This is a genomic window from Paenisporosarcina sp. NPDC076907 (assembly GCF_050269735.1).
Classification (GTDB): domain Bacteria; phylum Bacillota; class Bacilli; order Bacillales_A; family Planococcaceae; genus Paenisporosarcina.
This window is the reverse complement of record NZ_JBNNIX010000002.1, coordinates 64,051-83,666: the sequence shown is the minus strand read 5'-3', so window position 1 is coordinate 83,666 and position 19,616 is coordinate 64,051. Positions and strand designations below refer to the sequence as shown.

Annotated in this window: 26 protein-coding genes; 4 read left to right on the top strand and 22 right to left on the bottom strand. The window is 38.0% G+C overall.

From position 1 onward, the window contains the following. Nucleotides 1-6 precede the first annotated feature (6 nt). The 15 genes from ACQKEV_RS08035 to ACQKEV_RS07965 form a co-directional block, all read right to left on the bottom strand. Entirely contained in the window at nucleotides 7-1,512 is a 1,506-nt protein-coding gene (locus ACQKEV_RS08035) for a S41 family peptidase (protein WP_427446253.1), read from the bottom strand. A 133-nt stretch (nucleotides 1,513-1,645) separates the two neighbouring features. Then, entirely contained in the window at nucleotides 1,646-2,350 is a 705-nt protein-coding gene (gene deoD / locus ACQKEV_RS08030; RefSeq protein WP_427446113.1) for a purine-nucleoside phosphorylase, read from the bottom strand. Between the two features lie 69 nt (nucleotides 2,351-2,419). Further along, complete coding sequence (locus tag ACQKEV_RS08025; RefSeq protein ID WP_427446114.1) at nucleotides 2,420-3,190, bottom strand: sporulation protein; 771 nt, start codon at nucleotides 3,188-3,190, stop codon at nucleotides 2,420-2,422. Nucleotides 3,191-3,222: 32 nt separating this feature from the next. Then, entirely contained in the window at nucleotides 3,223-3,453 is a 231-nt protein-coding gene (locus tag ACQKEV_RS08020) for a YozE family protein (RefSeq protein WP_427446116.1), read from the bottom strand. A gap of 117 nt (nucleotides 3,454-3,570) precedes the next feature. Further along, a complete protein-coding gene (gene msrB, locus ACQKEV_RS08015) occupies nucleotides 3,571-3,993 on the bottom strand; it encodes a peptide-methionine (R)-S-oxide reductase MsrB (protein ID WP_427446117.1) in 423 nt (140 codons plus the stop codon). Next, nucleotides 3,993-4,520 (bottom strand): peptide-methionine (S)-S-oxide reductase MsrA, encoded by a 528-nt coding sequence (msrA, locus tag ACQKEV_RS08010; RefSeq protein ID WP_427446119.1) that lies wholly within the window; start codon nucleotides 4,518-4,520, stop codon nucleotides 3,993-3,995. The genes msrB and msrA overlap by 1 nt, the downstream gene beginning before the upstream one ends. Nucleotides 4,521-4,533: 13 nt before the next feature. Continuing rightward, nucleotides 4,534-5,106: a YpmS family protein gene (locus tag ACQKEV_RS08005; protein ID WP_427446120.1), complete on the bottom strand. Its 573-nt coding sequence runs from the start codon at nucleotides 5,104-5,106 to the stop codon at nucleotides 4,534-4,536. Between the two features lie 15 nt (nucleotides 5,107-5,121). Continuing rightward, a complete protein-coding gene (locus ACQKEV_RS08000) occupies nucleotides 5,122-5,937 on the bottom strand; it encodes a GDSL-type esterase/lipase family protein (RefSeq protein ID WP_427446122.1) in 816 nt (271 codons plus the stop codon). Nucleotides 5,938-5,992: 55 nt separating this feature from the next. Continuing rightward, nucleotides 5,993-6,832 (bottom strand): DegV family protein, encoded by an 840-nt coding sequence (locus ACQKEV_RS07995; RefSeq protein ID WP_427446124.1) that lies wholly within the window; start codon nucleotides 6,830-6,832, stop codon nucleotides 5,993-5,995. Nucleotides 6,833-6,953: 121 nt separating this feature from the next. Then, complete coding sequence (locus ACQKEV_RS07990; RefSeq protein WP_427446125.1) at nucleotides 6,954-7,694, bottom strand: lysophospholipid acyltransferase family protein; 741 nt, start codon at nucleotides 7,692-7,694, stop codon at nucleotides 6,954-6,956. Continuing rightward, nucleotides 7,687-8,187: a dihydrofolate reductase gene (locus ACQKEV_RS07985; RefSeq protein WP_427446126.1), complete on the bottom strand. Its 501-nt coding sequence runs from the start codon at nucleotides 8,185-8,187 to the stop codon at nucleotides 7,687-7,689. Before ACQKEV_RS07985 ends, ACQKEV_RS07990 begins: the two co-directional genes overlap by 8 nt. Nucleotides 8,188-8,202: 15 nt before the next feature. Next, the gene (locus ACQKEV_RS07980; protein WP_427446127.1) at nucleotides 8,203-9,147 is read right to left on the bottom strand and encodes a thymidylate synthase; all 945 of its coding nucleotides are present in this window, start codon (nucleotides 9,145-9,147) and stop codon (nucleotides 8,203-8,205) included. Nucleotides 9,148-9,219: 72 nt separating this feature from the next. After that, complete coding sequence (locus ACQKEV_RS07975; protein WP_427446128.1) at nucleotides 9,220-9,798, bottom strand: YpjP family protein; 579 nt, start codon at nucleotides 9,796-9,798, stop codon at nucleotides 9,220-9,222. Nucleotides 9,799-10,038: 240 nt separating this feature from the next. Then, on the bottom strand, nucleotides 10,039-10,833 hold the full coding sequence (locus ACQKEV_RS07970; RefSeq protein ID WP_427446130.1) for a class I SAM-dependent methyltransferase: 795 nt from the start codon (nucleotides 10,831-10,833) through the stop codon (nucleotides 10,039-10,041). Next, nucleotides 10,830-11,267, bottom strand: coding sequence for a BrxA/BrxB family bacilliredoxin (locus ACQKEV_RS07965; protein ID WP_427446131.1), 438 nt, complete (start codon nucleotides 11,265-11,267; stop codon nucleotides 10,830-10,832). Before ACQKEV_RS07965 ends, ACQKEV_RS07970 begins: the two co-directional genes overlap by 4 nt. Nucleotides 11,268-11,477: 210 nt before the next feature. Between ACQKEV_RS07965 and ACQKEV_RS07960 the strand changes: the two genes are divergently transcribed. Next, on the top strand, nucleotides 11,478-12,005 hold the full coding sequence (locus tag ACQKEV_RS07960) for a hypothetical protein (RefSeq protein WP_427446133.1): 528 nt from the start codon (nucleotides 11,478-11,480) through the stop codon (nucleotides 12,003-12,005). 129 nt (nucleotides 12,006-12,134) lie between these two features. Here the strand turns inward: ACQKEV_RS07960 and ACQKEV_RS07955 are convergent, their stop codons facing one another. From ACQKEV_RS07955 to ACQKEV_RS07945, 3 genes are read right to left on the bottom strand one after another with little or no spacing between them, the layout of a single operon-like run. Continuing rightward, nucleotides 12,135-13,253, bottom strand: a complete 1,119-nt coding sequence (locus ACQKEV_RS07955) for a virulence factor (RefSeq protein WP_427446135.1) — start codon at nucleotides 13,251-13,253, stop codon at nucleotides 12,135-12,137. Between the two features lie 26 nt (nucleotides 13,254-13,279). Next, entirely contained in the window at nucleotides 13,280-15,160 is a 1,881-nt protein-coding gene (locus tag ACQKEV_RS07950) for an ABC-F family ATP-binding cassette domain-containing protein (RefSeq protein WP_427446136.1), read from the bottom strand. After that, nucleotides 15,157-15,792 carry an HD domain-containing protein gene (locus tag ACQKEV_RS07945; RefSeq protein ID WP_427446138.1) on the bottom strand — a complete coding sequence of 212 codons (636 nt, stop codon included), beginning with the start codon at nucleotides 15,790-15,792 and terminating at the stop codon, nucleotides 15,157-15,159. The genes ACQKEV_RS07950 and ACQKEV_RS07945 overlap by 4 nt, the downstream gene beginning before the upstream one ends. 206 nt (nucleotides 15,793-15,998) lie before the next feature. Between ACQKEV_RS07945 and ACQKEV_RS07940 the strand changes: the two genes are divergently transcribed. Beyond that, nucleotides 15,999-16,202, top strand: coding sequence for a cold-shock protein (locus tag ACQKEV_RS07940; protein WP_427446139.1), 204 nt, complete (start codon nucleotides 15,999-16,001; stop codon nucleotides 16,200-16,202). 47 nt (nucleotides 16,203-16,249) lie between these two features. Here the strand turns inward: ACQKEV_RS07940 and ACQKEV_RS07935 are convergent, their stop codons facing one another. After that, complete coding sequence (locus tag ACQKEV_RS07935) at nucleotides 16,250-16,441, bottom strand: zinc-finger domain-containing protein (RefSeq protein WP_427446141.1); 192 nt, start codon at nucleotides 16,439-16,441, stop codon at nucleotides 16,250-16,252. 192 nt (nucleotides 16,442-16,633) lie between these two features. Between ACQKEV_RS07935 and ACQKEV_RS07930 the strand changes: the two genes are divergently transcribed. Both ACQKEV_RS07930 and ACQKEV_RS07925 read left to right on the top strand, forming a co-directional pair. Then, complete coding sequence (locus ACQKEV_RS07930) at nucleotides 16,634-17,317, top strand: queuosine precursor transporter (RefSeq protein ID WP_427446143.1); 684 nt, start codon at nucleotides 16,634-16,636, stop codon at nucleotides 17,315-17,317. Between the two features lie 12 nt (nucleotides 17,318-17,329). After that, nucleotides 17,330-17,725 carry a reverse transcriptase-like protein gene (locus ACQKEV_RS07925; protein ID WP_427446144.1) on the top strand — a complete coding sequence of 132 codons (396 nt, stop codon included), beginning with the start codon at nucleotides 17,330-17,332 and terminating at the stop codon, nucleotides 17,723-17,725. 127 nt (nucleotides 17,726-17,852) lie between these two features. Here ACQKEV_RS07925 and ACQKEV_RS07920 read toward each other — a convergent pair whose 3' ends face one another. From ACQKEV_RS07920 to ACQKEV_RS07910, 3 genes are all read right to left on the bottom strand, one after another. Further along, nucleotides 17,853-18,053, bottom strand: a complete 201-nt coding sequence (locus tag ACQKEV_RS07920; RefSeq protein ID WP_016427350.1) for a cold-shock protein — start codon at nucleotides 18,051-18,053, stop codon at nucleotides 17,853-17,855. 189 nt (nucleotides 18,054-18,242) lie between these two features. Continuing rightward, complete coding sequence (coaW, locus tag ACQKEV_RS07915) at nucleotides 18,243-19,073, bottom strand: type II pantothenate kinase (RefSeq protein WP_427446145.1); 831 nt, start codon at nucleotides 19,071-19,073, stop codon at nucleotides 18,243-18,245. Between the two features lie 57 nt (nucleotides 19,074-19,130). Next, entirely contained in the window at nucleotides 19,131-19,583 is a 453-nt protein-coding gene (locus ACQKEV_RS07910) for an SRPBCC family protein (protein WP_427446146.1), read from the bottom strand. Nucleotides 19,584-19,616: the final 33 nt, after the last annotated feature.

Sequence of the window (19,616 nt, the reverse complement as noted above, 5' to 3'; positions counted from 1 at the left end):
TTTTGTTTATTTTGATAGTTGTTCCAATACCAATTCTTTTGCTTTTAACAATTGCGGATCGTCTTTTTCAATTTTTACACGTAAGCGGTCCATTAAAGCGAAAGTTGCCTCACCAGTCAAGATACCTGTCTCTTCAAGTTTTGCTTCTTTCTGTACTTGTTTAACAGCAGCTTCCGTTTGATCATCGAACAATCCGTCCACTTTCCCTGTATCAATGCCAATTGCAGTAAGCATTTCTTCTGCAGATTTTACTTGATCAGACAAAACACCATTCTTCATTTCGATGGATGCATCCAAATAAGGAAGTTGTGTATACGATGGATATTCTACTTTCACGTCTGGAGCAATTCCTTTTTCGTGAATCCAATTGCCTTCAGGTGTTAACCATTTCGCAGTTGTGAATTTCATATTTGAACCATCTTTTAATTCATTTGCGGTTTGAACCGTACCTTTACCGAATGAATTTAAGCCAACCAGTTTCGTACCAGCTGATTCGCTCATTGCAGCTGCAAGAATTTCAGAAGCTGAAGCACTTCCTTCATCTATTAATAGAGAAACCGGTACTTTAACTTTCGTTCCATCCGTTGCGGTGTAAACTTCCGCTTCTTTTCCTTTTTCTTGAGTCTGGAACAAAGGTTTGCCATCTTCAACAAACAAATTGGAGATGTCAATGGCTGAAGTCAATAGGCCACCTGGATTTTGACGTACATCAAGCACTAACGCTTTCATTCCCTTTTCTTCCATTTCAGTGATGGCAGTAAGCAACTCATCATACGTATTAGTTGAAAAACTTGTAATCTGAATGTGCGCCACATTACCTTCCAACAGTTCAGCATAAACAGTTTCTATCGGAATTTCATCGCGTACAATTTCAACTTCAAGCGGCTCTTCCAATTCACCACGTTGAATAGTCAACGTAACGGATGTACCTTTTTCTCCACGAATCAGCAAGACCGCTTCAGAAGCACTCATGCCTTGAATATTTTCCCCATCGACTGCAATGATTTTGTCATTTGGTAAAATCCCTGCTTTTTCTGCTGGAGAATTTTTAATGGGTGATACGACCGAAATTACTCCATTACGTTCTTGAATTTCAGCTCCGATTCCCTGGAAGCTTGAAGAAATACTTTCTTCAAATTGTGCGGCTTCATCTTGATTCATATAATCAGAATAGGGATCACCAAGTGCATCAATCATTCCGTTAATTGCGCCATTGACGATTGCATCTTGGTCGATATCAGCATAATAGCCTGCTTTTAATTCATCATAAGCTTGGTATAGCTTTGTAAACTCTCTTCTTTCAGGAGCACCTACTTCGACTACTTTTTCGTCACCGAATGTTAATGCGAAGATCGTTAATCCTGCAGTACTCAAAATTAACGTGAAAATCAGCATGATGAAAAAGAAAGGTTTCAAGCGTATATACTTTCCTGCGGGTCCTTCATGATGTTCGTGTTCAGGTTGGTCGGGTTGTCCTGCTTGTTGTTCCGTATTGTTTTTCAATTCATCCAAGTTATTCACCACTTTCAAATGGAAACCATTTAAATACACTTCAATAGTTATGTATAGTTTATCAGTTAAAACACGTAAACGGAAAGAAAAAGGCTGTCAAAAAACGAATGACAGCCTTTTTCAGATATTCTAATTAGTCTTGAATTGCAGCATCCAATGCTACTTCAATCATGTCATTAAATGTCATTTGGCGTTCTTCTGAAGATGTAACTTCTCCAGTCAACAAGTGATCACTTACTGTAAGGATTGATAATGCTTGACGGCCAAATTTAGCTGCCAAAGTATAAAGAGCAGATGACTCCATTTCAAGTGCCAAAATTCCATATTGAGCCCATTTTTCATGCTCAGCATGCTCATTGTAGAAGACGTCTTCAGTGAATACGTTCCCTACTTTAAGATTCAAGCCTTTTTCTTTACCTGCATTGTAAGCCTTTAACAGTAAATCGAAATCTGCTGTTGGGGCAAAGTTAATGCCGTTGAAAATAATTTCGTTCATTTTAGAGTCTGTTGAAGCACTTTGTGCAATGATTACGTCACGTACTTTAACGTCTTTGTGAATTGAACCACAAGTACCAACGCGAATTAATTTTTGAACATCGTATTCAGCCATTAATTCTGTAACGTAAATCGAAATCGAAGGTACACCCATTCCTGTTCCTTGAACAGAAATACGTTTTCCTTTATACGTTCCTGTGTATCCGAACATGTTACGTACTTCATTGTACTGAACAACGTCCTCTAAAAACGTTTCGGCAATGTACTTTGCACGTAATGGATCTCCTGGTAATAAAATCGTATCAGCGATATCGCCTTTTTTAGCATTAATATGAACACTCATCTTTGTACCCTCACTTTATAAACATTTCCGTACTATCATACTGTTTTTCGTGAAGATATGCAAATGATGTTAAGCATAACGTGCAATTTCTTGATTTAATCTTGATTCTAGTGAGGATAAATCAGCTTTTGACAATGTCATGCGAATATAAGACTCATCCATATTTAGCGCTTCTGAGAATAAACTACCCAGTCCACGCACTTTCCGATCGACCTGAATTAGCAATTCAACTTGATCCGAACCTTTTGGAATGAATGTAAATTCAACTTCATCAAACTTCCCTCTAAATGGTCCTGATGCAGCGATAAACTCGAATTCCTGAACAAAAGGAGTAATCCCTCTGTATGCACGAGGTGCTTCTTCACAGTCCACTTTACGTAATTTGAAACCTAAATTCTGAGCAGCAGTCAAGCCTGCCTGAATAAAAGCATTCGGTCGAATTTCAATCATATCTTTATCCCCAGGGTCAACAGCATTTTTAATATCGAGACCGGTTTGAAGCCAAACCCTTGTTCTTCCCATGGTAACCGGCGTAATAAGTGGCAGACTAAATGAAAATGGAAATGCTTTTTTCTCCCCTTTTTCAATCGTGAATGGTTCATTCAATTTGTGGGAATAAATTGCGACTGAATCTGTGTATTTATTATCATTCGATTCACGTTCATACGTTGTATAAACTTTAATGTAAATGCTATCCACGTTCTGAGATGTGTTTCCTCCAACAACTTCAGTAACCCCTGAAATTGTTTCTCCTGCGACAAAAGCGGAATTGTTCAGTTTAGTATCTACTTTTGCATTTCCGACTCCTACTGAAGCTAAAACTTTATTGAAAATTGACATATCCATTCCTCCTAATTTGTTTCTATTAATCTTTACGATTGAGAAAGGACATTTGTTTCATACAAAGACCAAATTTCATCAAAAATATTTGCACTCATATCTGGGTGTGCCAATTCTTCAATGTAACGTGAGATTTCATCAAAATCGGTCGATTGTTTTGGAAAAGGCAAATCCTGAAACATCGCTTCAGCAAACATAGCTTTAAGGTCCGATTTGGGGCCTCCTCTAAAATTTAAGGTGTATTTATAAAATGTATGATTCATAGTTTCCTCCAAGAATAAGCATTGTTTATTCTATATATACAGGTTTTTACCTGCAAAGTAAAAGTCTGATGGAATAGAAAAAGCTAAACCCAGGAAAATTCGAGTTTAGCCCGTTCATTAAAAGTGATTCAAATAGTCACCGTAACCTTCTTCTTGCAACTTTTCTTTTGGGATGAATTTCAATGCAGCTGAATTTATGCAATAACGTAATCCTTCAGGACCAGGACCATCTGGAAAAACGTGCCCCAAATGTGAATTAGCTGTCTTGCTTCTCACTTCAGTTCGTGTCATGCCATGAGATACATCCGTATGCTCCGTTACTTCTGGACCATCGATGGGCTTACTAAAACTTGGCCATCCGCAACCCGCATCGTATTTATCCTTCGAACTGAACAAAGGTTTACCTGAAACAATATCGACATATATACCATCACTGAAATGTTGATCAAATTCATTTCGGTGAGGCGGCTCTGTCCCATTTTCTTGTGTGACATGGTACTGAATTGGTGTCAGTTTAATTTTCAATTCTTCTTTATTCATTATTGCTCACCCCACATTTTTTGTTTAAATCCTGCTCTTCCAGACCCTACTTGATATCGTTCGTAGTGTGTTGGGTTTTTTCTGTAATAATCCTGATGATATTGTTCTGCTGGGTAAAATGCTTTCGCTTCCACTATTGGGGTGACTATTGGTTGCAAAAATTTTCCGCTTGCCTGCAATTCCTGTTTGGATCTTTCAGCAATTTGTTTTTGTTCTTCACTATGGTAAAAAATTGCTGTCTCATAAGATGATCCCCGATCAAAAAATTGCCCTCCTGCATCCGTTGGGTCAATTTGCATCCAAAACAGTTCGACTAGTTGTTCATAAGGAAAAACATTGGGATCGAATGTAATTTGGACAGCTTCTTTGTGTCCGGTGGAGTTCGTACAAACTTGTTCGTAAGTAGGATTTTCCACATCCCCACCTGTATATCCTGATACTACAGAATGTATGCCCTCGTACGAATCAAATGGTTTAACCATGCACCAAAAACATCCACCAGCAAATGTGGCTTTTTCTACAGTCATAAGTGGACCTCCCTTAGTTAGTCGGAACTAGTATTTCGAGTATAATTTCATCTTTTTCCAAATTGAATTCTTTTGCTTTAACTTTCACATTGGATTTCATTGGAATACGAGATAAATCGATATATACATCTTCCTCTTCAGGACGCACAATCATCCATTTCGGCAACGCTACGGAATCTTTAAGCAAGTTTAACACGTATTTAGGATCAATCTCTAATGGACCAACTTCTACGCCTGTTTGAACCAGTCTCAAGTTGCCATCCGGCTCGACTACTGGATCAAATTTCATGATGACGGGAAGTTTGGTTGAAAAAATAGTTAGTTCAGTAGACAAGAGTATTTGCTCCTCCACACTTAAAACGACTGGCATCGGCTGTATATCTATCGCTTCCCTTATGTAAGAGTTGGCAATGCCTTCAAAATCTTTTTTGGTTGTTTTCACGGTCAACACATTTCCTTCGGAAGCTGCCTGTGGTTCAGGAATAATCGTTTTTTCTGAAGGTGAAGTAATCCAAATAACAAATACAACTACTGTAGTGATAATTAGTGCGATTAAAAGTAAAAAAGCAACTTTCCAACCATTCATTAATATGTCAACTCCTTAAAAATCCATTTCCCCTTTTGTTAAGTGTTTTAAACCGCAAGATCCAAGGGATTCCAGAATCCGGTCTGTCATTTGGTCATAGCCTTTACTATTTGGATGGAAAAAATCCGTATGATATACCATGTTTGCGTTCGAATTGAATAAATCGCTGACCGGTACAAAACAAGCATTCACGTCGGTATAAGAAGTGTTAAGGATTGCTTCGTTCCAGTTCACCATGATTTCATCAAACTCATTTTTTTCATTCGTTACAACTGTAAACGGATTGTATAAGCCGACCATTAGTATGGGTGAATTCGGATTGATTTTTCTGATTTCCATGAGAATTTCCGAATAACGCTCAGAGAATGCCACTAACTCTTTTTGAAAAGCAGCAATTCGCAATTGAAATAAATCTTGCTTGACGATGCGCATAATGTCGTTTCCACCGATCGTCACAATGATTACATCAGCTTCCTTAATGGGCTCGTTAATGTCACCAGATTTCAGTTGCTTCAATAATTGGTCACTTCGTCTTCCCCTCTTCGCTTCGTTCTTCAAGTCAACTTCACGGATTCCTTGAAAAGTTTTCATTTCAGACGCCAGACGTCCCAAATACCCTCCCAATTTCCGTTCATCCCCTACTCCTTGTGTTAAAGAATCGCCTAATCCAACCAACATGATATCATCTGGAAAGAACGTTTCGCTTATAACAAAATCTTTCATTGAAAATGGTTGCCTTGTTGAAAAATCGGGGCTACTTTCATGGTCAAATTGACATCCTGCCAAGATGAATGAGTTCACCACGGTGACAAGTATCAATCGTTTTATCATGTTCCCTCTCCCTCTCATTAGAAAAGCAGGGATCTCTCCCTGCTCGTTACCCACTTTATTCGACCGTGTACATAAAACCGATGGCACCAATACCGGTATGAGTACTAATAATTGGTGTCGTATATGCCACTTGAACATCGTTGAACCCAGATTCCTCAATTAATTTTTTTAATGGATCTGACATGGCAAATCCATTAGCTTGCGAAATGCCAACAGATTTTACTTTCTTACCTTTAGTGTCCTCTAAATATTGTTTGTATAAATATTGTACGACTTGTTTATGACTTCTTGCTTTATGGACTGGTGTGTATTCTCCACCCTCAAGCGAGGCAATCGGTTTTATTGACAGCAATGAGCCTATTAAAGCTTTTCCTTTTCCAATCCTACCGCCCTTCACCAAGTTCTCCAACGTATCAACCACAACAAAAAGGTTTGTGTTTTCTCTCATGAAATGAAGCTTTTTTACGATTTCTTCTACGGTGGCACCTTGACTTGCCAATTTTGCTGCTTCTAATACTTGAAATGATAAAGCATATGAAATAAACCGAGAGTCAATCACTGTTACGTCTGAATTGGTCATTTGTGAAGCTGCTTGTGCAGATTTAACAGTGCCACTCATACCACCTGTCATGTGAATGGATATGATTTGATCTCCGTTTTTACCTAACTCGTCGTAGAGTTCCTGGAATACACCAACAGCAGGTTGAGAACTTTTCGGAAGTTCTTTTGACGACTTCATCATTTCCAAAAACGATTCTGCTTGGATTTCTACTCTATCAATGTATGTTTTTCCATCAATTTGTATCGTTAGCGGTACAACATGGATTGAATATTTTGTAATTTGTTCAGTTGTTAAATCTGCTGTTGAATCGGTTACGATATGAATTTTCGCCAAGCCGGTCACACCTTTCTGTTCATGTATTTATTATAAAAAAGATAGGAACGTTCTGTAAACTATTAGAGGCTATACGACTTCTGATATGCACGAATAAAGAAAAAACCAGTTGCTCTGGCTATTAGCTTCTGGTTTTTTCCTGGTGTAACTGTTCCACTGCATTTGCAATTTTCATTTGGACTTGGTCGATCAATTCCTTTGAAGAAAGTGTATGAATGGATTCTACCGATATAGGTTCTAAAATGCGTATGTTTACATGGGCCGGTTTAATTCTATTATTATTCATTTCCATAATTTTTGATGTACCCGTAATGGCAATCGGAACAATTGTGACATTCGCTTCTTTTGCGATTCTCGAAAAACCAGACTTAAATTCCTGGACTGGCTTTCCTTTGCTTCGGGTACCTTCAGGGAAAATTATCATGGAATGTCCATTTTTCAATGTTTTCACCATATCTGAAATGGATTGCATGGCACTTCTGCGATTGGTCCGATCAATGAATACACAATTCATTGCTTCCATCCAATCTCTGATGATCGGCAATTTTTTCACTTCTATTTTCGACATAAAAGCAAATGGTTTCGGAATATGGGCGATAAGCGATGGAATATCGAAATTACCTTCATGATTGCTTACAAATAAGACTGGTCCTTCTGGAATGAAATCCAACCCATCGATTTCAAAGGTGCTTTTCGTCCGCTTTAAAATACCGTCAGCCCATTTCTTAGGCTGACGGTGTACAAGTACGTCATAATCTTCTGTAGATAAAAGATCCCGTTGTTTTTGTACTTGGCGTAAATCTTTCAAACTGAAGGGCAAATAACCAAACAAAAATGAGAAAGTCCGGACAGAATTATACAACTTCCTGTCCCCCATTTTCCTTTTTATAGATCAAGTATTGGTACTTTAAACCATTGTCTGTCGTAATGGGTTTGGATGCAGAGGCAATACTCCATTCTCGGTCATAAGACGGGAAAAATGTGTCACCTTCAAACTCTTTTTGAATGAGCGTGACATACATCAAATCGGTATAAGGCAGAACTTCTTTAAAAATTTGTTCCCCACCAATGATCATGACTTCTTCATGGTGTTTTCTGGCAAGTTCAATCGCATCTTCAATTGAATGGACAACCGTTACGCCATCAGCTTTATAAGCCGTATTCCGTGAAATCACGATGTTCAAGCGACCAGGTAGAGGGCGTCCAATGGATTCAAAAGTATTGCGTCCCATCACAATGGCTTTCCCCATCGTTTTTTCTTTGAAGTAAGCCAATTCATTCGGGATATGCCAAGGCATTTTATTATCCTTGCCAATTACGCGATTAATATCATGTGCAACAATTAATGAAATCATAAATACTCCTACTTTCTATACAGCAATCGGCGCTTTGATTCGTGGATGTGGATTATACCCTTCAATTGAAATATCAGAGGTTTCCAATTCAAATATTGACTTTTTTTCATTTGAAATCGTCAGTGTAGGCAAATCTCTAGGTTCTCTCGAAAGTTGTTCATTTACTTGATCCATATGGTTTGAATAAATATGAGCGTCACCAAGAGTGTGAACAAATTCACCGACTTCCAAATTACATTCTCTTGCAATTAAATGGGTCAATAATGCGTAGGAAGCAATATTAAATGGAACTCCCAAGAAGACATCCGCACTGCGCTGATACAATTGACATGATAACTTGTTGTCGGCAACATAGAATTGGAAAAATGTATGACAAGGTGGTAACGCCATTTGATCCACTTCCGAAGGATTCCAGGCAGTCACAATATGTCGTCTTGAATCGGGATTGTTTTTAAGCGAATGTATGACGTTTTTCAGCTGATCAATTGATGTGCCATCAGCCGACGGCCATGAACGCCATTGACGGCCATAAACCGGACCAAGATCTCCAAACGATTTCGCAAACTCATCATCTGACAGGATTCGTTCTCTAAAAACGGTCATTTGTTCATCCACAATTTGTTGGAATGCTTCATCTTGTGCAGCTCGCAAACCAAAGTCGGTCATATCAGGACCATTATAGTCTTCGCTCTTCACCCATTTTTCAAAAGCCCATTCGTCCCAAATGTGGTTGTCTTCAGCGATTAACGTTCTTACATTGGTATCGCCTTTCAGAAACCAAAGCAATTCTGAAACAATTAATCGCATCGCTGTCCGTTTTGTCGTTAGCAAAGGGAACCCTTTTGTTAAATCGAAACGCATTTGGTAGCCGAAAATACTTTTTGTACCGGTTCCTGTTCGATCATCTTTAACTGCACCATTAGCTAAAATTGTTTGACAAAGTTGCAAATACTGATCCATATATAAAACCTCCAGAAATTTAGATGTGAAAAAACCTTTTTCAGCGCTAGGCATTGAAAAAGGTCTGAAACGTTATGATAACCACTTAGGTGGCATATTTTTGGACCAATAAATATCACCTAACTTATAGTGTTTGGCGAATTGGTCGGCGGCTGTATGGTAGTGAAAATTAAAGAAAAATCCTTCTTGCGGACGGTTCTCAGTTCTTACATGAAATCGAATTAGATCGGATTTAGTTGTTGAATCGTAAATATGAAATATCTTTTCACTGTGATCTCCGGAAGGTTTCTCACTAATCGCCAATGAATTAAGTGTAGGATTGTCCATATCAAACAATGTCATTTCAATTGTTTCCTGGATTTTAGGGAAGATGACTTCGTCAAATTCATTTGTAATTACTGGACCTATTCGTGAACCGAACTTTAATAACGACTGTTCTTTTGCTTGCATAATGGCATCTTCAATAAAAGTAGATGGTAATTCCTCAGACCATTCTACTGCATAAGTAGGTTGCGAATCATGGGAAGAAATCGATTTTTGGTTCGCTTTTTCATCCAGTAAACTTTCCCAAATCGCATGATCAGGAGAAATTAAACCAAATGTCAGAAGCGCAACTGCAATGACTAACGTTTTTTGAACCCAATTTTTCATCAATTATCACCTTCAAGTATGTACAATTTTTAACAAGATTTCATTACTTATACGAATTCAAGCACGAAAAGGTTTCATCTTTCTATTATTCATTGTACAATAAAAATGTAGAAACAGCTTCGTTTTTTTAAGTAGGAGGAATAATTATGGACATGCATACAGTGATTGGAATTGGTTTGTTGCTTTTGCTTGCGTACTTGACTTCTTTAAACTTTACAGACTAAACATGAAAAGCTGCCTTCAATTATTGAAGGCAGCTTTTTCTATGAATCCATAATGGAATTTTGTATTTGGGCGTTTGATCTGTTCAAATTCGAACTTTTCAAACCAAGGTGAACTAAAATGTGCTTTTAATACAACACGCTTTTTCGCAACACGTTTCGCTTCTTGGACCCATTCATCGTTTAAAGTATCCTGAATCCCCAAAGCCCTTAACGGACTGATATTAACTGACTCCTCTATTGAAGTTTCGAACATTGGATCCATATAAACCACATCAACTGATTGATCTTTCAACTGTTTTAGATAAGTGACAGCATCAGAAGAAATCACCTTAATGCGATTCATAAGAGTTATAAATTCCATGTGATCAGTTCGGCCTTCATGAAAAGCTTCATTTAAAATAAATGCAAGAACAGGGTTTGCTTCACATCCCTGCACAGAACCAGACTCCCCCACGGCAAATGCAGCCAGTAAACTATCCGATGCATATCCAAGTGTACAATCCAGGAAAGAATCCCCGGGCTGAAGCTGACATACATCCAGAAAAGGATCATGTTCACCTCTGGAAACTCGTTTCAATCGGAACATCGCGGAACTCGGATGGTAAAAGAATGGTTCCTTTGACTTTAATCCATGATATTCCCAGTGACTCTTAGCCGCTACAAGCACATCACTTTGATAATGTTGCTGTAATTGTGTTACGGTTCTTTTCTGACGGTCAATATAAGGCAAACCCAACTTGCAGGAAGCATTTTTAGCTAACTGTATCGTCAGATCGGTTGGCCTGCCGGCAGTAGTTATGATTGTTTTCACGCAGTCGTAACTTGGTTCAACACTTGAACTAAATGATCTTTAATTTGTTCCATCGGAAAACCTTCGATTTGTTCACGTGGAATGAAGTATGCTAACTGACCGTCTTTAACTATGGCAATGGATGGTGAACTTGGCGGAACTTCTTCAAAATAAGCGCGCATTTGATATGTCGCTTCTTGATCTTGTCCTGCAAAAACTGTTACAAGATGTTCGGGTTTATTTTGCACTTCAGCCAACGCTTCAGAAACTGCAGGACGTGCTAATCCCGCTGCACATCCACAAACTGAATTAATTACAACTAGTGATGTCCCTGTAGCCTCCGCCATATGTTCGTTCACCATATCTGCTGTCGTCAATTCTTTAAAGCCAACTTTCACAAGTTCAGCTCTCATTGGTTTAACGACTTCTTTCATGTATTCATCGTATGCATTCATCTATTTCGCCTCTTTCAGATTCATTAGGTTTATTTGGCAGAAAGCTTTTCAATCCTATCATAACTTGTATTTCAATAGATTTCACTTATCCACGATGTTTTTACCCGTTTATTTTTTATTAATTTCATGCAGTGCATTACTATTCATTCATTTTTTATAACATGTATGAGCCACTTTTACTTACACAAACTGTATGATGAGGTGACTGCCATGAAAAAGATAAGTTTTTTAGGAATAACGATTATTTTTTGTTTAGTACTATCATTTACTATCAAAGTTAAAGCGGACGAATTTCAATTTGAAAAACTTTTATATGACATTGGCTATAAAGAAGTTAATAAAGCCTATATGGAAAGCACAAATCACTTTAAACGTGATATCGCATTGCCCTCCCAACTACCACCTATTGCCTTCACTCACAATTTAGGCAGATTCAGTAATTTGGAAGGGAATGCGAATGATAGTTTTCAAATTACTTATCTAAATAAAGATATTGCACAGAATCATTATCAAATTAGGGTAAAACCGGTTAAGTATAAATTAGAATTCAGTAAAGAAAAAATTGATCATAAAGTTAAACTAAATGATGGAAGTGAAGCGATATATAGCACTAAAATGCCCCTTGATTTACTGGCATTCGAAAAAAATGAGTGGCAATATATATTGCTAGTAGATAAACGGATTTCAAAAAGTGTTTCTCTAAAAGTATTAGTTGATATTGCAAATTCTGTTCAATAAGTGGTTACGTTATATCTACAATCGATGAAACTTATGAGCTCGGAACATAATTTAATAGTAAAGCAAAAAATGTTAGCAAAATGTGATCTGGATCACCTTTGCTAACATTTTTGGTTTGTTTAAATTGATTTACTGATTTCTGGCTTCCGTCATCTGTTTCCAAACGGAGCCTTTTGCTTCTTCCCCTTGCTCGATACGTGCAATCGCCATATTGACTTGGAGCTTCACTTCAAATTCAGGGTCTTCTTTCGCCTGATGAAGGGCGGGTAAAGAATCTTCAGTTCCTGTTTCATATAGGAACATCGCTGCGCGCCATCGCACAAGTTTGTTTTTGTCCGTCAGTGCAAGCATCATCGCATTTTCAAACTGAGGAAATCCTAAATCACTCATGCAATCTCCTGCTGTCCGTCTTACAGATGGACTTTTATCCTGTAAGGCCTTTTCCATATAAGGTATGACCTTTTCGTTATCAATCATCCCTAAATAAACTGTCGCTAGGCGGCGAATGGACATTTGGTCATCTTCCAATGCTTCACTCAATAGTGGCAAGTCGTCGACTGATGGGTCGGCCATTTGGTCAAGCAATTGGAAACGTTCTTCCCAAGCATCCACTTGAAATTCTTCAAGTGTTATTTTACGACCATGAGCAATCACTTCGTTTTTTGGACTCTTCACAGCTTCTATCAATTGAGTCAGACGAGCATCCGGATAAGCAGCTTCGATTTCTTCTTTGATCTGAGCTGCTATTTCTTTTGTCTCACCATAGCGAACACCGAAATCTGCCCATTTACGTTGCAAAATGTAATTTTCATCCTGATCTTGCATGCTTGCATTCATGGCTTCTATAAACCGTGGAGATAATCCGATACGTTCTTCAGAAGTTTGGTCAAATACTTTCACTTGAAGAGGAATTCCTTTGATTTGTTGTACATGTACATAGACTTCCCCAAAGTGTTCGTCCAATTGGACTCCATTTGAAATGGCTTGATCATTTTCTCCAAATACATTACGCACTTCAGCTAATATTTGTTCCCAGTCATTCTTAGCCAATCGTTCAATTGCCAAAAAATCCGCAACATGATAAATCCCTTTAACGCCTGGTATATTTAAAATGGAGACGATTTCCTGAGGTGCCTCTGAACTTTCATCCTTTTTATAATTAAAACTTTTCCCAAAAGGAAGTTCATGGTCCACGATTACTTTCATGGTATTCGGACTTGGTGTCGGTTCAATTGTAAGTATTTTCACGCAAAACGCCTCCTACTTGGATCGTATCATGACCCAATAATTTCTTGCAGGTAACCCCATCGCTCTATTAAGTGGTTATATTGCTCGTTTAAAGCTTCGAGTTGGTTCGTTGCTTTTTGCAATTTTTCGAAGTCTGCACCAGCAGATTCCACTTCTTTTTCCGCAATGATGATCGCTTCTTCAATTTTTTCAATATCTGATTCAATGGTTTCCCATTCTTTTTGTTCTTTAAAAGATAATTTTTTCTTCGGTTCTTTCGTTTTTACTGGTTCAGGTTGTTCTACTATATCTACTGGTTCAACTAGAATTTCTGGTGCTTGTTCCAGGAAGTCAGAATAAATCTCTTGTACTTCTCGTGTATTTCCTTTTCCATCAAGAACCCATAATTTTTTCGCGATACGATCTAGGAAAAAGCGATCATGAGAAATTGTAATTACAACCCCGGGGAATTGTTCGATGAAATCTTCCAGCACTGACAACGTTTGAATGTCCAAATCATTTGTTGGCTCATCCAGTAGTAAAACGTTTGGTTGTTCCATTAAGAGTTTAAGCAAATGAAGTCTTTTGCGTTCTCCACCTGACAATTTCCCAATCGGTGTGCCATGAACTTTAAGTGGGAACAAGAATCGTTCAAGCATTTGGGCAGCTGAATGTCTAACTCCATCTGAACCTTCAATATCATTTGAAGACTCTCGGACATACTCAATCATACGAGTATTTGGATTCATTGGAGGTATCGTTTGCTCAAAATGAGCAATTTTAACGGTTTGCCCAACACTCAATTCCCCACTATCAGGCATAATTTTCTCAGCTAACATATTAATAAGTGTACTCTTACCAGCACCATTAGGTCCGACAATACCGATGCGATCACCTGGTTGTAATAGGAAAGAAAAATCTTTAATGATTTGTTTGTTTTCATATGCTTTTGAAAGATCTATTCCTTCAAGCACTTTTTTTCCTAGACGAGTTGTAGCCAGTTTCATTTCTAGAGATGTGTTGTCATTGTTGCGTTCCATTTGTTCATCCAATTTATCAAAACGTTGGATACGTGCTTTTTGTTTAGTTGTTCTTGCCTTGGCACCACGACGAATCCATTTTAACTCTGAACGGAAACGGTTTTGTAGTTTTAACTGAGAAGAAGCAGCCATATCTTCTCGGATAGCTCTTGCTTCTAAATAATCTCCATAATTTCCACGATGTGTGTACATGGTTTGGTCAGCAATTTCATAGATATGTGTAGATACGCCATCTAAAAAGTAGCGATCATGTGTTACGAAAATAATAGCACTTGATAGACGCGCTAAACTTTCTTGTAACCATTTTGACGATTGAACATCAAGATGGTTGGTAGGCTCATCTAGTAATATTAAATCTGCTGGTTCCACCAACACTTTTGCTAATGCAACACGTTTAAGTTGTCCGCCAGAAAGTTCGTTCACTTTACGGTCAAACATATCTATTCCAAGGTTCTGTAAGGCTGTCTTAGCCATCGAATTTATATCCCACGCATTATTTAGATCCATTTGAGATTGGATTTCCATGTACGCATCTTGATATTCAACAGAAGAGGAATCTTCATTTAATTTATTTAAAGCATCTTCATACTTTCGATTCGTTACTAAGGCAGGTGAGTCTCCACTAAAGACAGCTTGAAGTACGGTTAAATCATCATCAAACTGCGGATCTTGCTCTAAAAATGCAATTCGGTATTGATTTGGATGGTCCATAGATAAACTATCTGCCTCAATTTGTTTTGAAATGATTGAAAGGAAGGTTGATTTTCCTGTTCCATTTACACCAATTAAGCCAGCTCGTTCACCAGCATAAATTGTAAAATCGATGTTTTCAAATAATGTCTTTTCTCCTACTGTCTTGGTTAAATTTGAAACTATTAAATGACTCATTTTTCTTCACTCGTTTCTATTTTCAGTTGGTCGATAAATGCCAACATAAATTCATGACGCTGCAAAGCTAATTTTTTCCCTGATTCGGTAACCATTAAATCTTTTAATAAGAGTAATTTCTCGTAAAAGTGCGTAACGGATGCTGTTTCTTTCGATCGGTATTCAGATTCGGACATGTTCATTCTTGCCGTCTCTGACCAATCGTACAGAGGCCTGCCTTTCGCTCCGCCATAGGCAAACGTTCTGGCGATGCCCACTGCACCTATGGCATCAAGTCTGTCTGCATCACGAACAATCTTGGCTTCAATTGTTTTGGCTTCTTTTTCATGTCCGCCACTGAATGATACCGATTCGATAATCTCGACAATTTCTTGTCGATCACTTATTGGCAAATCAAGTTCATCCAGTATGGCATTCTCTTTAGCTTTCCCTTCACTGCCACTGTATTTCACATCACTGACATCATGAAGAAGTACAGCAAGTTCTATTAAATCAGTACGAACTGCCCCTTCTTCCTGACTAATAATTTGTGCGTTCTTTCTTACGCGTTCAATATGTTGAAAATCATGACTTGCGTCAAATTGATTGTAAATATCTTTTACTAGTTGTTCGCATTTTTCAATCGTATTCAATTTGATCTTCCTTCCTTCAAGGACAAATAAAGGTCACTAATAGTATCATTGCACAGATGGAACTAAAATCGCAACAGAGTGAATCGACAGTGAATTGACTACTTTCGACAATTCATGTATAGTATAGCCATCCATTCGCAGAATATTTTGTTATATGCGGTTCTGGAAATTGACATTTCACTCGAATATTATGAGGAGGAACGTTCATGCACCAAGGCAAAGTAAAATGGTTCAACAATGAAAAAGGTTACGGATTTATTGAATACAATGATGGTGAAGATGTGTTCGTCCATTTTACTGGAATCCATGGTGATGGGTTCCGAACGTTAGATGAAGGTCAAGTTGTCTCTTTCGAAATAATAGACGGTAACCGAGGTCCACAAGCCGCAAATGTCTTATTGATTACATAATAAAGTTGACCCACCAATCAATCGATTGGTGGGTTTTATCTTGTTCATTATTTCATTTTCACTTTGTTGAGCTCTTGCCCTAAAAATTGCAATTGGTCACCAACTGTACAACTGTTTATACAAAAACGGTGTGCCATCGTTTTACCACCGTTTAGTTTGAGTTCTCTTTTAATGAAGCAACCATCGCAATAAGTCTCAAGCAAATCATCAATTTCACTGATAACTGTCAGTTTGTTCAAAATTGCTTCATCCTTTCATTAAAAATGAAACACTTCTTTGCTTTACAATCCATATCCAAAGAAAGTGCTACTTTATCTTACACCCTCATTGCATTTGCTTGCAACTGACATTATAATAGTCAAGTTGGAAAACAACACGTTTTTTTGCGGTTCGTAAACATCCCGCGTTATCAAAACTACTGGAGGATTCTTATGTTTAATGAAATGCTCGGCTTAGGATTTGCAATAGTCAACATGCTATTCGTGTTGATCATGTATAAATTTTTTGGCAGAACAGGTTTATTCGTCTGGGTTGGATTTGCTACTGTTTTGGCGAATATACAAGTAACAAAGCTAATTGAAATTTTCGGTCTGACTGCTACACTTGGTAATGCGATTTATGGCAGTATTTTTTTAGTAACCGATATATTGAACGAAAAATATGGAAAGCAAGAAGCTAAAAAAGCGGTATGGTTAGGTTTTATTTTTCTTTTAATGATGACGGTCATCATGCAAATGGTGCTCCTGTTCCAACCAGCTGCTGACGATTTTGCACAAGAATCCCTATCCACAATTTTCGGATTGATTCCACGAATAGCGCTGGGAAGCATGATTGCCTATCTCGTCAGTCAATACACTGATGTACTTATATTCAGCTTCTTGCGTAAACTGTTTCCATCTGATGGTGCATTCTGGATTCGTAACAATGGATCAACTATGCTCAGTCAATTGCTTGATACTTTGATTTTCACTTCCATTGCTTTCTGGGGAGTTTATCCGACAGACGTTTGGTTAAGTGTATTTATCTCTACTTATGTATTGAAGTTCCTCGTGTCAATCCTAGGTACACCATTTGGATATATTGCCAAACGAATGACACCTGTGGATGAAAAATAAGGAGTTGTTTTCATGCTTGAAGTGTATATTGATGGAGCAAGTGCAGGGAATCCAGGCCCGAGTGGTATCGGTATTTTCATCAAAGGCGAAGGTCATCAACTACGTTTTTCTGAATATGTAGGGATTTATGATAATCATACGACAGAGTTCATTGCCTTATTACGAGGACTTGAAGAAGCACAGAAACTTTCAAAAGAACTGATATCCGTCAGATCTGATTCACAAATTGTCGTTGCTGCTGTTGAAAAAAGATACGCTAAAAACCCTGTTTATAAAGAATTACTTGATAAGGCACTTGAAATTGCCGATACATTTGATTTCTTCTTTATTAAATGGGTTCCCGACAACTCTAATCTCACAGCCGATCAATTAGCACGAAAAGCCATCATCAAGCAAAAGGACTCATAAGCGTATAACGCGAATGAGTCCTTTTCTCTGTTTTTTGGAAAGCCACTATGCTGGAATACCTCTATGAAAATGAAGTACAAAAAAACAGATTCTCCGAAGAGAATCTGTTTATAGGTTATTCTTAAAATTAAGCTTTGTTTACGTTAGTAGCTTGTAGGCCACGTTGTCCTTGCTCGATTTCAAAAGTAACTTCTTGACCTTCGTCAAGAGATTTGAAACCTTCGCTTTGGATAGCGCTGAAATGTACGAATACATCGTCTCCGCCGTCACGTTCGATGAATCCAAAACCTTTTTCTGAGTTAAACCATTTTACTTTACCTTGTTCCATGTGTGTTTCCTCCTCGTGTACTAAGTACACATTGTGTTACTATCCTTGCTCAAATCGTGGAGATAAAATCTCTTACAAGTCTTACTCATATCCGAACAAAAATAATCCTCTATTAATGTAACATGAAAACCAGGTTAATGCAAATGAAATGTTCATGTATTTTTATAAAAATCAGTTTTTAATAACGTTTCAGTTTCCATCAAATTTGCTCAAAAGTGCACCAATCGCGCCACTATATCCATTATCCTTAAGAAAAACAGGTGTGCGGTTTTTTCGTTTTGTATAGCTTCCAATAATCTTTTGAAGTGGTTCGTTTTCAGCTAAAGTCGACCCAATATACACAATATGCTCCATTTTTTCAGCATCAGCACATTGAATGCTTAATGTTGAAATAACTTCACCAACCAGGCCTTGAACTGTTGCTAAAATATCTTCTTTGGATCGTTCCAGAAGTGGTCTTAAACCCGCGTCCCCAAAATTGCTTGCAGTCAATCCACCATCAATAGGCGTTTTATTCCCGTAATAAATATCACTAACTAACATGTCCACCTCAGAACGGCTGCCACTTGCCGAAAGCTGAACAATTTGTTCGAACTCATAAATGCCCGTCATTAACGCTGACATTCCAAGTAACGTACCTCCACCAATACCAGTTCCAGCAATTCGAACATGGGTATCCCCTCTCAGCGAATGAATGGATGTTCCTGTGCCAATATTGGTAATGACAGCCTCGGCGAAATCTTGACCATCCTTTTTCAGCTGATATTTGACACCAGCAATGGTTGCGTCGAATTCAACCAAGTAATGAAGATTTTTATGTGACCTTAAAAACGTTTTTAATTGTTCTGCACGTCCCCCAGTTAAACCAATTTGAATATCTTCTTTAAAAGAAGCAATCCAATCACTTACTTTTTGCAAGTCAGCTGAAGGGAAATGTAACAATTTCAACTGTTGGTCTTCTTCAAAGTAGGCGATTTTGGTTAAAGTACCACCGACATCTATTCCAATTGCTTGTACCATATCTTTTCTCCTTTAAACACATGAAAAAGCGTCGCTTTCGTGCGACGCTCAAAATTGTTATGCGCGATTACTTTCTGCAACCTGTTTCACTCGTTCTACAAATTTCACTACCACTTTATCATTGGCAAATACCAAGAATAATTTGATAAACCATTTAAGCGGTTTGTTTGTACATGTGTAAACAAATTTCGTTTTAGCATCAGTCAGTGATTCTAATTCATATTCTGCTGTAATATCAAATAATTTGGCAAGAGTAAATGCAACTTTCATGTGTTTTTCAGTAGGGGTATTTTTGTACTCAGTCACGTGTACATCATAAGCTTCCACCCTCTTGCCTTCTCGGTATTCTTGACGGAAGACACTGCCAACAACTTCTTCTGTTACCAGTACTGGTGTATTGCTTACTACGTTTGGCATGATTTGTTGCATTTTATCCAAATCCCCGTCCAAATACTGCCACACGGTCTCAATTGGTGCTTCAATAACTACTGATTTCGTCCATTGTTTCATGTGGACACTTCCTCTCAAACTTCATACTTTCAG